The sequence below is a fragment of the Paenibacillus sp. FSL R7-0048 genome, assembly GCF_038004505.1.
Taxonomy (GTDB): domain Bacteria; phylum Bacillota; class Bacilli; order Paenibacillales; family Paenibacillaceae; genus Paenibacillus_AQ; species Paenibacillus_AQ odorifer.
The window spans coordinates 1,460,510-1,474,749 of record NZ_JBBORF010000001.1 but is presented as its reverse complement, the minus strand read 5'-3'; the positions used below and the strand labels follow the sequence as shown (position 1 = coordinate 1,474,749).

Here is a 14,240-nt window from a genome sequence, read left to right as displayed (position 1 = left end):
CGCTGAAGCCTCAGCTCCCTTTTACTCATACTTATTCAGCTGTGTCCACGGTCACACTTCCATTACTCGTGCTTAAATCCACAGTATACGTAGCTTTACCAAGCACAGCGGTACCATAGCTATCGCCGTCCCGATCCCAGGGTACATTCCCCTTCAGCGAGCCATTACTTGTATCTGCAATAATCTTCGCATCCGACACGGCCGGTAAGCCCACTATAATCTTTCCGTTACTGGATGTACATTTCCAGTTTCCGGTCACTGCTGAGTTTATAGTAATTTTGCCATTGCTGCTCTTGGCTGACAACGCCCCATCAATGTTATCCAATACTATGGCTCCATTAGAGCTCACAAGTTCAACTTCACCTTGGATATTCTGTACGGATAGTGACCCATTGCTGGTATGCGCATCCACTTCGCCGACAATATCATGAATATTTAATGCACCATTACTTGTCTCAACCTCTATACCTGACTTAAGATTCCAGGCTTCTATAGAGCCATCACTTGTCTCAACCTCAACAGCAAGGTTATTGGGTGCACTTATATTTAAATAAGGACTTTTGGTATTGAATCCAAACTGAATGTTAGAGAACCAATTATGATCGGTATCGAGCTCCATAATCAGTGTATCTCCTTCAGTACTAACCTTCCATTTCTTTTCTAATGCACTTTCAGCATCACTTTGCGATTTTCCAGGCAGCAGTAAACTTCCCTCATAATCCAAAGAGCTTCCAGCTACACCCTCAACCTTTACTTTTCCACTTGGAAGTACGATTTTGAGCGTCGTAATATTCTCTTTCACTTCCACATTCCCACTAAGCGGAGTTAGATGTGTATTACCGATCAGATTGCTGAGTGAACCTCCGGCCATTACTGTCTGAGCACCACTTGCTCCGATCAGCACAATAATTAACAGGATGGCCCAGCCGCTTACACGGCTTTTGACATCGGATTTGATAAAAAGTCTAATCAACATCTCAAGTCCGAATAAGACCAACAACGCCGGCCATAAAAAACCAAGCACCTCATAGCTGATCATATCATACTGAGCCATCACGATAATGACACCAAGGGCAATGCAGCCCAAGGCTGCTGTGAAACTTCCTATTTTCCATCTCCCCATAGTTAAATCCCCGTTTCTTATGCTCTCGTATTGTTCCTTAACATCTTCAGTCCGTACGCAATCAGACCCACTGATAATAAGATCGTGCCGATGTTGATCTCAGTCAGCATATCCCAAAGGGTAGGGAAAGCTGTGATTACCAACATAAGGAACCCAGCAACAACACAGCCGATTCCCACCCAAGCTGGATTGATCTCTTCATGTGGATATCCAGGCATAGAGGACATCCCCATGGTCCAAGGGGCTCCGAAGCTGTCTGGATGAAACATCATTCGTTCGTGTTCAGCAGCCGTTATTTTCATCCAAGCCGCCTTCTGCAGGGCATCAAACAACTGATAAAACCACAGCGCCGCCAGGGCAAACGGGAAGATCAAGGGCTCGGACGGAATAAACATTATACATAAGGAGGCCCCGATCATAAACTGTAAACCCTGCTTTTTAAAGCCTAAGTACAAATGACCTACTCCAGGTATCATAGCCAGCATAAAAGTGAGCCAACGTCTCTTCTTAATCATAATACATCCTCCTAAAATTTGGGTAGCAAAACTTTAGCCAATTTAAACATCTATTGATGATCAATTATTTTATTACTATCTCCCAAAGCCACCAAACCACTGGGTTACTGAATTCGACATATGGCCGTTTATTTCGGTAATGCCATAGGCCAAATTCTCAAATACCCCAAACTGCAACAATAACAAACTGAGGCAAGCAGCCACTCCATAATGAATCCATGAGGTTTTTGGGGCAGAACGACGTCTTACATTGGTTGCCTTAGTCGCTCGTGATCTGCGCCCTGTTTCGAGCTGCTCAATATGTGTCATAACATCTGCTGCGAGATCCGGGAAGTCCATCTGCGCCTGCAACTGTTCTCTGTCAGCATCCATTTCCGACCACAGCTCCGACATTGCTTTGGCTTCCTCCAGCCACTCTGCGCAATCAGGACATGACTCTATGTGCAATCGGATACTCAGCTCCATCTCTGGAGACAGTAGGCCGTCTATATAATGTGGCATCCATTCCTTCACTATTGCACAATTCATCGCCATTCCTCCCTTTGTTTACGCATCATCTGTCTGGCTCGATAAAGCTGCGATTCGATTGTTTTCACGGAAACTCCCTTTTGCTCTGCAATCTCTTGATAGGAATTCCGCTGAAAATAGTACAGCTGGACGACCGACCGGTACGGTTCCGCCAGACTATTCACATTCTCACCTAATTCAGCTGATGTTTCCTGCTCAAGTACCTCATGCTCCGGAGTTTGAGACGTTACCCAATCATTTTCTGTGTAATCAGCTGCACTTCGGTACTTCCACTCCCTATCGTTGGCCCGTTTCCAGTCCAGACAGGTTCGGTAGGCAATCCGATACAGCCATGTCGAGAAGGAGGATTGTCCTCTGAAAGAGGGGAGCGCTTTATATGCTTTTATAAAAACCTCCTGGGCCATATCTTTGGCCGATTCGGCTTCTCCTGTGATTTTGACGCATACTCTGTATACCATGCCTTGGTAACGTGTCACCAAATGCCCAAAGGCTTGATGTTGACCGTTCAGCACAGCAGCAATCCATTCTGCCTCTTCCAGCTTTCTCCCCTCCTTCACCTTCATAACGTTAGACGCCAACCAATCGTTCTCCCCTGCAACCTATACATAAATTTTTTTGGTTTTTTTGAAATAGGCTGAAGAGAGGAATATATAGTTTGTTGTCGAATAATGTTTAACTACTATGACTAAAAGAAAACTCTTCTTAATTATCGCATTGTTTCTTATTATACTCACTGGATTCCGTATCCTATGGGTAAAGATTTCTCCGCACACCACACAACCACCACTGATCAATGGTGTGTTGGATTTACGGGATAAACAATGGAATCAGGACAAACTCCTTATTTTAAATGGGCAGTGGGAGTTCTATCCGGGTATGCTGCTTCCTTCATTCAACGAACAATCTGTAACTGCTGCTCCTGCAAAATATATACAAGTCCCGGGGAACTGGAAAGATGCCCTTAGCGATAGCGATAAATCTGCTTATGGCTACGGCTCCTATCGGCTACGTGTCCTAACAGATAATCATAAGAAGCAATCCTATAGTCTTCTAATTTCCGGAGCTCGGTCCTCTTCAGAAGTGTATATCAACGGTGAACGGCTGGACAGCTCTGGCACTCCTGCTGAGAGTAAAGAACACTATATTCCGTACATACTGCCTTATTCAGTATCCTTTACAACCGATAAAAGTGAACTTGAAATTGTGATCCATGTAGCCAACTATTCCTTTTCCCAAACGGGAGGAATTTCTAAAACGATTGTATTTGGCAGCGAAAAAGCTTTAACACAGGAAAGACTGCTCTCTATTAGCCTACAGTTGCTATTATGTGTTGTTCTAATACTGCACGCTGTATATGCTGTTATTTTATATATAATTGGGCTGCGGCAAAAGATGTTGATCTATTTTTTTCTACTGGTAATATCCGCTATAACTACCGTACTCATAGATGATGACAGGCTTTTATTGCACGTATTTCCCTTGAACTATCAATGGAATTTCAAGCTATTTTTTATCTCTTATATTGCTGTATTTATTTTTATCCTGCAGACAAGCAAACATCTTTTGTTCACGGGTTTAAAAATAAAAAGTATTCGTATCCTAACCATCCTGTCCGTAGTAGACATCCTGTTCATATTATTTGGACCCGTTGTTCACTAATATGAATTTCACACACTGATTTTCGGCATAAATTTATTAGTTTTAGCATTAGGTGTCGTAATTCTTTTTCTGAGATCTATTGTTAAAAATTACGAAGGCTCTATTTTCCTGTTGTTATCTATGTTTGCCATCGTTAACAGCACACTTTGGGGAATGTTCAAGAATTATAACTGGGTTAACGTTACCTATTATCCTTTTGATCTAATTATCGCCTTTTTGTGCTTTGCGACTTTTGGATTTAAGCGATATCACTGGAATACTAAGGAGACAGAAAAACTGGCGCACAGCCTGCAGAGAAGTGTTACACAAAAGGATGCTTTTTTGGCTAACACCTCACATGAATTAAAAAATCCGCTGTACAGTATCATTAACATTGCCGAAACTGTCCTGGACAGCGAGCGTGACACTGTAACGCATCAAAATGCTGAGAATTTAAAACTGCTCATTACCGTTGGAAGACGTATGTCTCTTCTGGTAGACGATCTGCTGGATCAATCCCAGCTCCGTGAAAGCAATATACAATTGCAGCTCAGAGAACTTAAGATCCAATCCTTCGCAGTGGGTGTGCTTGATATGTTCAAATTCTTAACGGAAGGGAAATCTTTATCCTTAGTCTCAGAAATACCAGATTCATTCCCTTCTATTGTGGCTGATGAAAAAAGACTCATTCAGATCTTGTTCAATCTGCTTCAAAATGCTGTTAAATATACGACTGTAGGCACGATAAGAATCCATGCAGATATTCATAAAAAATCGGCGCAGATTCATATTACGGATACGGGTCTTGGCATGAACGAGGAGACGTTGCTCAGAGCTTTCCAGCCCTATGAACAGGGCGATTCCAGCATGAACGAAGTTAGCGGTGGCATCGGGCTTGGATTAAGCACCAGCAAGCAGTTAGTTGAACTTCACGGCGGGAAAATAAGTGTAGTCTCCACACTTGGAGAAGGTACTACCTTTACATTCACAATGCCATTATACGATTCAACCAGCCGGGTATTGAGTTCAGAACTGCCCTCTATGACTGAATTCTCAGACACGCCATCTATGATCACTTTATCCAAATTAACCGCACCGGGTATCGTTTCATCAGCCCAAGGAAGGAGACCCAAGCTTCTGGCTGTAGATGATGATCCGGTTAATCTAAAAATACTTACCAACGTACTTTCCATCAAGGACTATGAAATCGTTACGGTGACCAGCGGAAACGATGCTTTACTATTGCTGGATACCGTTCAGTGGGATTTAATTATTACAGATGTAATGATGCCGCAAATGTCCGGGTATGAGCTGGCGCATAGAATTCGTGAACGTTACACCATTGCTGAGCTTCCCATTCTGCTTCTGACGGCACGAGGCCAAGCGGAAGATATTTATACCGGTTTTATTTCAGGTGCAAATGACTATGTAATGAAGCCTATGAATGCAATAGAGCTGAAGGCCCGTGTACGCTCCTTAACAGATCTAAAACAGTCCGTAAACGAACGGCTTCGTGTGGAAGCTGCCTATCTTCAAGCGCAAATACAACCACATTTCTTGTTCAACACATTAAATTCAATATCTGCGCTGGCTTCTTTTGATATTAATAGAATGAGTCACCTTGTGGATGCCTTCAGCTCTTATTTGCGTTTAAGCTTCAATTTCCTGAATGCTGAGCCTATGATACCGATTGAACGAGAGCTTGAGCTTGTTCATGCCTACCTCTACATAGAAAAGGAGCGCTTTGAAGATAGGATGACCATTCTTTGGGATTATGAGGAAAGTTTGCATTTTCAGCTGCCGCCCCTGACTATACAGCCACTGGTTGAAAATGCTGTCCGGCACGGTATTTTGAGTCGCTCCCAAGGAGGAACGGTGTCCATAACCATCAAGGAACAAGCTGGCGATATTGAAATCACGATATCAGACAATGGCCAAGGCATGAAAAACGAACAACTCCAGCAGTTGCTCAGCAATCCGTCTAATGATGCAAGAGGAATCGGATTTTTAAATACACATAAACGGCTGTTGCGGGTCTACGGAAAAGGGCTGCAGATTAAAAGCTCCGAAGGGAAAGGAACTTCTGTGAGTTTTATTATTCCTTCTGACAAAAAAAATCCGCTTCGAAAACTTTCTGATTAACAGACAAACTATTATGAACCGAAATATCAAGTAAGGATTCGACGTATTTTGGCTAAAATACTATATCTGAGTGGTGATTAATAATGATTCAGGCAATATTAGTTGACGATGAACGGCTTGCCCTTATGAAATTAGAGTTTATGTTAAAAAAAATACCATCTTTACATATAGCCGCTTCCTATACGGACCCCTCACAGGCCATTCAAGAGGCTCCGTCTTATCATCCTGACGTTATTTTTATTGATATTGAAATGCCTGAAATTAATGGTCTTCAAGCTGCGGAGATGCTCCAAGAGGCCTGTCCAAACGCAAATATTATCTTCGTTACCGCGTATAACCATTATGCTGTGGAAGCTTTTGAGATCAATGCGCTCGATTATATTTTGAAGCCTGTGCGAAATGACCGACTATTGAAAGCTGTCCAGCGGTTAGAAGAAAGATTGTCACTTGCACCAAAACTCATAATTGCAAAAGAAGAGGTAACCATTCGTTGTCTTCAATCGCTTCGTTTTGAACGAGGCGGACAATCTCTGAATAATCTGCGTTGGAGAACCTCTAAGGCCCAAGAGTTATTTGCCTTTTTGCTCCATAATCGCAACCGCTTCGTAAGTAAAGACATGCTGATTGAACTGCTGTGGCCAGACTTCAATCTGAAAAAGGCCTCTACCCATCTCTATACAACAATTTATCAAGTCCGGCAATGCTTAAAGCAGAATGAAGTCGATCTGCATATCAGCAACCTTAGCGGGGGGGAAGGCTATACCCTTGAAACCGGATCAATGTTGATTGATGTAGATAAGTGGGAACAGGGTATCCTGGCTCTGGAAACCATCAGTGAAGTTAATTGTGCGGAGCATCAAGTTTTATTCGAGCTTTATTCTGGAGATTACTATGACGATTATGATTATTTATGGGCTGAAAGTGAGCGGCAACGCCTTCGTACCATTTGGCTGCACCATGCAATGGGCATAGCCCAATTTTATATAGAAAGCAACAGAATTGCCGAGGCCGTTACTGTCTATCAACGAGTAGTGCAGCTACAGCCTTATTTTGAACAAGGGCATTTAGGATTAATGAAGGTCTACGACAGCATTGGAGAACGTTCCGCTGTGGAAGAGCAGTACAAGCTGCTCAAGGATTTGTTCCAAAAGGAACTTAACCTTGGCCTTCCAGCCAGCGTTGAGCACTGGTACGAGCAATGGGAACAGCTTAACCATAGAGTGCGATGAGCTAAATACCCTATCAAGACATAATAAAGACACCCGGATAAAACCGGGTGTCTTTATTATTACCTTCCTAGTTATTACGTTTGAATCGTCTTGTTAATACAAACCCTAAAAGCACCAGACTTCCACCAGCCAAGTAGATCGGAAACGCGCTGTCTTCTCCTGTTTTCGGAAGCTGAGTCGGTTTATTGCTGTTATTTCCTGGCTCAGTAACTGTACCCTTTGGTACTTCCTCCACATCAATCTCTATGAGGATTTCTTCTTCATTTCCATTCTCATCTGTAACAATAATGGTGAACTTATCTTTACCAATATAGCCCGGATCAGGTGTGTAGACCCATTTGCCATCCTTAGTAATAGTCACTTTACCATGTCCCGGCTCATCTCCCAAGCTTGGCACTCCCCCAAGTGGAATTTCACCTTCAATAGGAACATCTTCATTGGTAATCTCTTTCTGCACAGGTGGAGTTACCTGCGGAACAACAGGCGTACTAGTTGCCACAGGCTGGCTTGGAGTAGCTGTTGGCGTAACCGTTGGCGTTGCCGTCGACACTGGCGTTACCATCGGTGTTGGCGAAGGTGTTGCCACCACAACTGGTGTTGCTGTTGGTGTAGAAGTAACGACTACTTCCGGTGTCGGTGATGGTGTCCAGATAGGACCTGTCGGTTCCTCTGGCGTCGACGTTGGTGTTGCTGTTGGTGTCGATGTTGGTGTTGCTGTTGGCGTCGACGTTGGTGTTGCTGTCGGCGTCGACGTTGGTGTTGCTGTCGGTGTCGACGTTGGCGTTGCTGTCGGCGTCGACGTTGGTGTTGCTGTCGGCGTCGACGTTGGTGTTGCTGTCGGTGTCGACGTTGGTGTTGCTGTCGGTGTCGACGTTGGTGTTGCTGTCGGCGTCGACGTTGGTGTTGCTGTCGGTGTCGACGTTGGTGTTGCTGTTGGCGTCGACGTTGGTGTTGCTGTCGGTGCGGGCGTTACGGTCGGTATAGGCGTTGCTGTTGGTGTCGGAACTTTGTTTTTTACCTCAAGGCTTATCCCTGTCGTCGAAGAAATAGTCACTTCATGTGGTGTTTGATCAAGAACATAACCAGCAGGCGCTGTTTTCTCAATTAATATATATTTCCCACCTGTTAGTTTGGTAAATTCAAGTATCCCGTTTGTATCCGTAGTGCCTTCCTTAATCCAGATCTTATCGGCATCAACTACCCGATACAGATCAAAAACGGCCCCACTTAACACCTTACTCGTATTCCCGTCTTCTACTTTGGTAATCGTCAACGGTCCTCTTACGCCGCTTCCTGTGCCGGAGCCGCTAGAGAGCTTAACGATAATTTCCTCGGTGCTTACACCTGGAACTACTTTGATGTTTTTACCATCGAAACTAACCTTATTGGTTACCTTATCATTGTTTTGTGCTGTGATCAGGGAGTCATATTTCAAAATATAAGCTTCGGAAATATCCTTCAGGAAACTAAGCTTAAAGCTTTCTTTTCCGTCATTATCCGTAGTGATTTCCAGCTTATAATCTGTACCACTCACCAATTCTTGGTTGGTCGATGTTACATCCCCATTGCTTGCAACTTTCGTTTTGTAGACATGGAATGTATTGGAGAGCAGGATTTGATTGTCGCTTGGAATATCCGTAATTACCGCTTCTTTTACAAAAGATTGGTTACGGTTGATGTAAACCGTCCAATGAATTTTATTGCCATCCTGCGCACCTTCTTTGTTAACGTATTCCCCGCCCTGAGGGATATTAACAGAAGCTTGCAGTTTAGCGGACTCTACTTTCGCACCGTCATATAAAGTAGCTGTATTTTTAATTTCATTTGAATCAATCGCTTGATCCGCGAACGTTGTTTTGAAAGTGACGTAGAACGCATAATTAATCGTTTTATTAAATGTCACCTTCAGCTCACTGCCATCCAGCTCCACTTTATAGTCCGCGGAATTCACACTAGCTTGAGGAGAAGGATTTCCATCCTTTCCATACTCCCATTTATTCACTTTCACAGAATCCATATTTACAACTTGGCCAGCTGAAATGGTATCAACCAGTTGAGCTTGGATTAACGTTTTCTGATTATAATTAGCCCCAATGTTCCAAGTGATTTCCTTAGTTACAGCATTGTAGGAACCACTCTTCTTCCCATTGTTTTTAACCTCATCTCTTGGATTAAAGGTTACGGTCGCTTCTTTATGCTTAGACTCCTGCACCCCATTAACCGTTTCTTTCCAATCGAGTGCACCTGTATTAGTGAATTGAGTTTTGCCCGGAGCCAGCCAATCATAGTTAAAGCTTGTTGTATAAGTAATTGTGTAAGGCTCATTTATCGGCGCATTAAAAGTAATCACAAATCCATCGTTTACTGCAACCGGATCATGCGCATTGTAAACAACACTATGGACGGTAGCAGTTCCACCTTTAGTTGGTTGAACCTTTAATGTACCCGGGACAAGCTTTAATCCAGCATTGCCAAAAGTATCTGTCACCACTAGATTTTCCATAGTCTTGCTGTCATCGTTAATTTGGATAGTCCAATCGAGGGTCTTAGTCGCATAATTAACGTTACTATAATTTTTATGGAGAATTTGCTGCTTGATATCACTGTAACCCGTTTCTGTTTTTCCATCATAAGTAATCTTGTTCGTAATCTGACCATCAACAAATACTCTGCCGTTTGCCTTTGTCTGATATTCAATACGGTAGGCAGAATTTATATCATTGTTAAATTTCAGATCAAAACCATTTAATCCCGTTACAGTTGTTGGAGTTATTGTATATTCGCTTGAAGCGATTTCCGCGCCTTTAACCCCGTTGCCATTACTGTCGATCGTTACAGGATAAACTTTAACCGAGTTGAGAATTAGATCTTGAGTGTTATTGAATGTATCCTTCAAAATAGCATTTGCCGCTGAAATTGTTTTTTCATTGTAATTGAAATTAACAGCCCAGGAAATCACCTGATTCGCTGCATCGTAATTGGTGGACTCTTTCGATAGTGGTTTGCCACGTCCTACTGTAACTGTAGTGCTAGCCTTTTCAGAAAATCCGTTATCTCCTGTTAAGACTGCCTCATTCAAAAAGGTTTTCGCATCTACACCAGTACCAGTAATATCCGTAGAGAAGCCAATCCGGTAAGCTTTAGTAAGCGGGTTATCCGCAAATTTCAGCTTTAACTCTCCCAAAGTGGATCCTGTCACATCATACTTGCTGCTGTCCACTAGATTGCCAAGACTCACAGTCCCATCGACCTTCACATCAAGCTCATAAACAGCAATAGATACCGTATTCAGTGATAATCCCACAGGAAGTGTGTCGGTGACAACTGCATTTTTTACGCTTTCCAGTGCCTTATTCACATCAACCGTCCAAGCGATGCTTGTTGGGTTATAATACTGCGGCTTAGGCGAACCGTCTTTTTCTATAGTAGAGCTAACCTTCGGCTTAAAATTAAGCTCAATAGTCTGAGTACCGCCTTGTATCGGGAAAATCAGGGTTTGCTTCGTGGAGCCTGTAATTTTCTTGGAGCTCAAAAGCGACCTTACGGAGAAAGTCCCTCCCACTTTATCGTGAGTTTCGATATAAGCATTAAATGTAAATACAACGCGGTTAGTATTTTTGTCGACGGTATAAGACCCTACAGGCTCATCGTCAAAAATAAGATCACCATTCAGATCGTTATAAAGTTCAAACTGTGTTGGAAGATCAAAGGTATAGGTGGACCCATCCTTATATCCATGCCCATCTGGAAGTGACCATGTATAGTTCAATTCCGAATAGGAATCAAGTTCATATACGCTTTCTGTAACCGTATTTGTGTATTTATCATCGGTGTATACAGCAAGCGTAACACTAGTAATGAGGTCATCTCCAATTACAGTACCGTTGCCACTCGCATATGCCTGCGAATTGACTCCAAAGCCAAAGCTGTAAGCCCATTGCGTCACAAGCAAGAATACTACGAGCAATGCGCTAATTTTCTTTTTTGATAACATTATTAAAAATGCCTCCTTTGTCACTCCGTTTATCGTGCTTTTCCTAAGCTTTATCCTTTGAATCCCGTACTCTACTCCCCCGCATTAACCTCCTTGACGCTTTCTCATGATATAAATTTGCAACCTAACAACTATTGTAAATAGTCCATCTATACATAATCTGAACAGCGTCCTATTGCAGTCTTGGAGATCTTTTTATTGCAAAAAAAAACAGGGATATGCGAAATAACTCGCATATCCCTGTCGTATTTACTACTTAGTGGAAAATAAAAATAACATTGTACATCTTATAGACTAGCGTGATCACGTTTGGTGTAAGTCTTACGCTTCTCCAGAAGCTTGTTCAGCGCATCAATATAAGCGCGGGCACTTGCTTCTAGAATATCGGTGCTAAGTCCACGGCCTTGTGCAGCTACTTCTCCCTGCGAAAGCACCACATGAACCTCACCCTGCGCATCTTTACCACGGGAGACCGATTTAATCGAATAATCTCCAAGGGTAACTTCCTCATTCGTGGCTTTATCAATAGCATTGTAGATGGCATCTACTGAACCATTACCTTCGGCCTCAGCTACAATCGGCTGGTCTTCCGGACCCGCAATAATAACCTTGGCGGTTGGAACAGCTTCATTACCATAAGTAACGAACATCGTTTGCAGCTTAAAGACTTCTGGCGTATCAATTAATTTCTCTTCAATCAAAGCCAAAATGTCTTCATCTGATACTTCTTTTTTCTTATCTGCCAAATCCTTAAATCTAGAAAAAGCGGTGTTCAGCTCTTCTTCGGACAAATCATACCCAAGATCACTCAACTTATCGCGGAAAGCGTGCCGTCCAGAGTGTTTGCCGAGTACCAGCTTGCTCTCTTTAAGTCCAATAGTCTCCGGTGTCATGATCTCGTAGGTAGTTTTCTCTTTCAGCATCCCGTCCTGGTGAATACCCGATTCATGAGCAAATGCGTTAGCTCCTACAATCGCTTTATTCCCTGGAACCACCATACCTGTCAGCTTGCTGACCAGACGGCTTGTGCGAGAGATCTCGGATAACGTAAGCGATGTTTTTGCGCCAAAAAATTCAGCCCGTGTCTCAAGCGCTAGCGCAACTTCCTCAATCGCTGTGTTCCCGGCACGTTCACCGATACCGTTGATCGTTCCTTCGATCTGATCTGCACCATTCTGAATCGCAGCCAGCGTATTTGCTGTAGCCATACCAAGATCGTTATGACAATGGGCACTAAGCTGTACGCGTTCAATATCAGGCACATTCTCTTTTAGATATTTAAAGATAGCTCCGTACTCCGAAGGATTCAAATAACCTACAGTATCCGGGATATTAACAACATTAGCGCCTTCCCGGATAGCCATGCCGACCATTTCAGCCATGAAATCATACTCCGTACGGCCCGCGTCTTCTAATGAAAACTCGAGCTTAGGGAAATATTTTTTAGCGTATCGGATAGCAGACTGTGCAGTTTCCAGCACCTGAGCCTTATCCATCCGTAGCTTATGCTGGCGGTGAATAGGAGATGTAGCCAGAAAAATATGAATACAAGGGTCCTGCGCTCCCTGTAGTGCTTCTTTTACAGCATCAATATCTGTCTCTCTAGAACGAGAAAGGCCGATTACCGTGACGTTCTTCACAGCTCTTGCCACCGCATTAACAGAAGCTAGATCACCTGGAGAAGCTGCAGGAAAACCCGCTTCCATGCGATCAATTCCCAGCTTCTCTAACTGGTAAGCGATCTCCACTTTCTCACGCGTGTTGAGGTTCACACCTGGTGACTGCTCTCCATCTCGCAGTGTCGTATCGAACACATAAATTTTCCGCATGCTAAGCACCTCCCAAAAATTGTGCTGAAACTCTCAAATGCGGCTCGCAAAGTCACGGCCGCATTTGAAGGTAATACTATTTAATCATAAGTATGATTATGATTATTTCTTAATCCAGTGCATCATTTCACGCAATTGGCTACCTACAACTTCTACTGGGTGAGCAGCTTCGTTGCGGCGAGTAGCGGTAAGGAAAGCACGTCCGGATTGGTTCTCAAGGATAAAGTCACGAGCGAATTTACCTTCTTGAATATCTGTCAGAACAGCTTTCATAGCTTTTTTAGTATCTTCAGTTACAATACGTGGTCCAGTTACATAGTCACCGTACTCAGCAGTGTTACTGATAGAATCGCGCATGCTGGACAATCCGCCTTCGTATACCATGTCAACGATCAGCTTCAATTCGTGCAGACATTCGAAGTAAGCCATCTCAGGAGCATATCCTGCTTCTGTCAATGTTTCGAAGCCAGCTTTGATCAGTGCGGATACACCACCGCAAAGTACAGCTTGTTCACCGAACAAGTCAGTTTCGGTTTCTTCACGGAAGGAAGTTTCGATAACCCCTGCGCGTGTACAGCCGATACCTTTTGCATAAGCAAGACCGATTTCTTTAGCTTTTCCAGTTGCATCTTGTTCGATAGCAATCAAGCCAGGAACGCCAAAGCCTTCAACATAAGTACGACGAACCATGTGACCTGGAGATTTTGGTGCTACAAGCAACACGTCTGCATCTTTAGGAGCAACGATTTGTCCAAAGTGTACGTTAAAGCCGTGGGAGAACATCAAAGCTGCGCCTTTTTTGAGGTTTGGTTCTACTTCATTTTTATATACCGAAGCCTGTGTTTCATCTGGCATTAGGATTTGCACAACATCTGCACGGGATACTGCTTCAGCTACTGGCAATACTTCAAAACCGTCATTTTTCGCAGTTTCAAAAGATTTACCTTCACGAAGACCGATGACAACTTGAAGACCACTGTCACGCAGGTTTTGTGCTTGGGCATGTCCTTGGCTACCGTACCCGATTACCGCAATTGTCTTTCCTTTTAATACACTAAGTTCTGCATCCTGTTCATAGTACGTTGTAACTGCCATTGTCAATATCCTCCTTTAATTTGAGACCCATCATAAAGAGCGGGTGCTTCAAGAGAACTGGAATCATAGAAGATCTAGCTGCTCCTCAAGCTCCCGCTCTTTAGCGGGAAGTTCATTCATATCATATCAGATTAATGCAATCAAGCA

The 14,240-nt window shown here is 43.3% G+C and carries 10 protein-coding genes; 3 read left to right on the top strand and 7 right to left on the bottom strand.

Features of this window, described 5'->3' with window-relative positions; all coding sequences use genetic code 11:
• Nucleotides 1-31 precede the first annotated feature (31 nt).
• From NSQ91_RS06440 to NSQ91_RS06425, 4 genes are all read right to left on the bottom strand, one after another.
• Entirely contained in the window at nucleotides 32-1,123 is a 1,092-nt protein-coding gene (locus NSQ91_RS06440; RefSeq protein WP_076125478.1) for a DUF4097 family beta strand repeat-containing protein, read from the bottom strand.
• Between the two features lie 17 nt (nucleotides 1,124-1,140).
• On the bottom strand, nucleotides 1,141-1,638 hold the full coding sequence (locus tag NSQ91_RS06435; protein ID WP_076125480.1) for a hypothetical protein: 498 nt from the start codon (nucleotides 1,636-1,638) through the stop codon (nucleotides 1,141-1,143).
• Between the two features lie 75 nt (nucleotides 1,639-1,713).
• Nucleotides 1,714-2,166 carry an anti-sigma factor family protein gene (locus NSQ91_RS06430; protein WP_038569222.1) on the bottom strand — a complete coding sequence of 151 codons (453 nt, stop codon included), beginning with the start codon at nucleotides 2,164-2,166 and terminating at the stop codon, nucleotides 1,714-1,716.
• The gene (locus NSQ91_RS06425) at nucleotides 2,163-2,744 is read right to left on the bottom strand and encodes an RNA polymerase sigma factor (protein ID WP_076125482.1); all 582 of its coding nucleotides are present in this window, start codon (nucleotides 2,742-2,744) and stop codon (nucleotides 2,163-2,165) included. Before NSQ91_RS06425 ends, NSQ91_RS06430 begins: the two co-directional genes overlap by 4 nt.
• Nucleotides 2,745-2,847: 103 nt before the next feature.
• Here NSQ91_RS06425 and NSQ91_RS06420 point away from each other — a divergent pair, with 103 nt between their 5' ends.
• The 3 genes from NSQ91_RS06420 (at nucleotide 2,848) to NSQ91_RS06410 (ending at nucleotide 7,175) form a co-directional block, all read left to right on the top strand.
• Nucleotides 2,848-3,825 carry a 7TM diverse intracellular signaling domain-containing protein gene (locus NSQ91_RS06420; protein ID WP_340916989.1) on the top strand — a complete coding sequence of 326 codons (978 nt, stop codon included), beginning with the start codon at nucleotides 2,848-2,850 and terminating at the stop codon, nucleotides 3,823-3,825.
• A gap of 153 nt (nucleotides 3,826-3,978) precedes the next feature.
• Nucleotides 3,979-5,946 carry an ATP-binding protein gene (locus NSQ91_RS06415; RefSeq protein ID WP_340916987.1) on the top strand — a complete coding sequence of 656 codons (1,968 nt, stop codon included), beginning with the start codon at nucleotides 3,979-3,981 and terminating at the stop codon, nucleotides 5,944-5,946.
• A gap of 83 nt (nucleotides 5,947-6,029) precedes the next feature.
• On the top strand, nucleotides 6,030-7,175 hold the full coding sequence (locus tag NSQ91_RS06410) for a response regulator (RefSeq protein WP_340916985.1): 1,146 nt from the start codon (nucleotides 6,030-6,032) through the stop codon (nucleotides 7,173-7,175).
• Between the two features lie 67 nt (nucleotides 7,176-7,242).
• Here NSQ91_RS06410 and NSQ91_RS06405 read toward each other — a convergent pair whose 3' ends face one another.
• From NSQ91_RS06405 to ilvC, 3 genes are all read right to left on the bottom strand, one after another.
• Nucleotides 7,243-11,169, bottom strand: a complete 3,927-nt coding sequence (locus NSQ91_RS06405; protein ID WP_340916982.1) for a collagen binding domain-containing protein — start codon at nucleotides 11,167-11,169, stop codon at nucleotides 7,243-7,245.
• Nucleotides 11,170-11,456: 287 nt separating this feature from the next.
• Nucleotides 11,457-12,998, bottom strand: a complete 1,542-nt coding sequence (locus tag NSQ91_RS06400; RefSeq protein WP_038569217.1) for a 2-isopropylmalate synthase — start codon at nucleotides 12,996-12,998, stop codon at nucleotides 11,457-11,459.
• A gap of 102 nt (nucleotides 12,999-13,100) precedes the next feature.
• Complete coding sequence (gene ilvC / locus NSQ91_RS06395; RefSeq protein ID WP_036679485.1) at nucleotides 13,101-14,093, bottom strand: ketol-acid reductoisomerase; 993 nt, start codon at nucleotides 14,091-14,093, stop codon at nucleotides 13,101-13,103.
• Nucleotides 14,094-14,240: the final 147 nt, after the last annotated feature.

Bases quoted from the DNA above. Each gene is read 5' to 3' on its own strand.
- NSQ91_RS06440 (WP_076125478.1), bottom strand. From the start codon at position 1,123: ATGGGGAGATGGAAAATAGGAAGTTTCACAGCAGCCTTGGGCTGCATT.
- NSQ91_RS06435 (WP_076125480.1), bottom strand. From the start codon at position 1,638: ATGATTAAGAAGAGACGTTGGCTCACTTTTATGCTGGCTATGATACCT.
- NSQ91_RS06430 (WP_038569222.1), bottom strand. From the start codon at position 2,166: ATGAATTGTGCAATAGTGAAGGAATGGATGCCACATTATATAGACGGC.
- NSQ91_RS06420 (WP_340916989.1), top strand. From the start codon at position 2,848: ATGACTAAAAGAAAACTCTTCTTAATTATCGCATTGTTTCTTATTATA.
- NSQ91_RS06415 (WP_340916987.1), top strand. From the start codon at position 3,979: ATGTTCAAGAATTATAACTGGGTTAACGTTACCTATTATCCTTTTGAT.
- NSQ91_RS06410 (WP_340916985.1), top strand. From the start codon at position 6,030: ATGATTCAGGCAATATTAGTTGACGATGAACGGCTTGCCCTTATGAAA.
- NSQ91_RS06405 (WP_340916982.1), bottom strand. From the start codon at position 11,169: ATGTTATCAAAAAAGAAAATTAGCGCATTGCTCGTAGTATTCTTGCTT.
- NSQ91_RS06400 (WP_038569217.1), bottom strand. From the start codon at position 12,998: ATGCGGAAAATTTATGTGTTCGATACGACACTGCGAGATGGAGAGCAG.
- ilvC (WP_036679485.1), bottom strand. From the start codon at position 14,093: ATGGCAGTTACAACGTACTATGAACAGGATGCAGAACTTAGTGTATTA.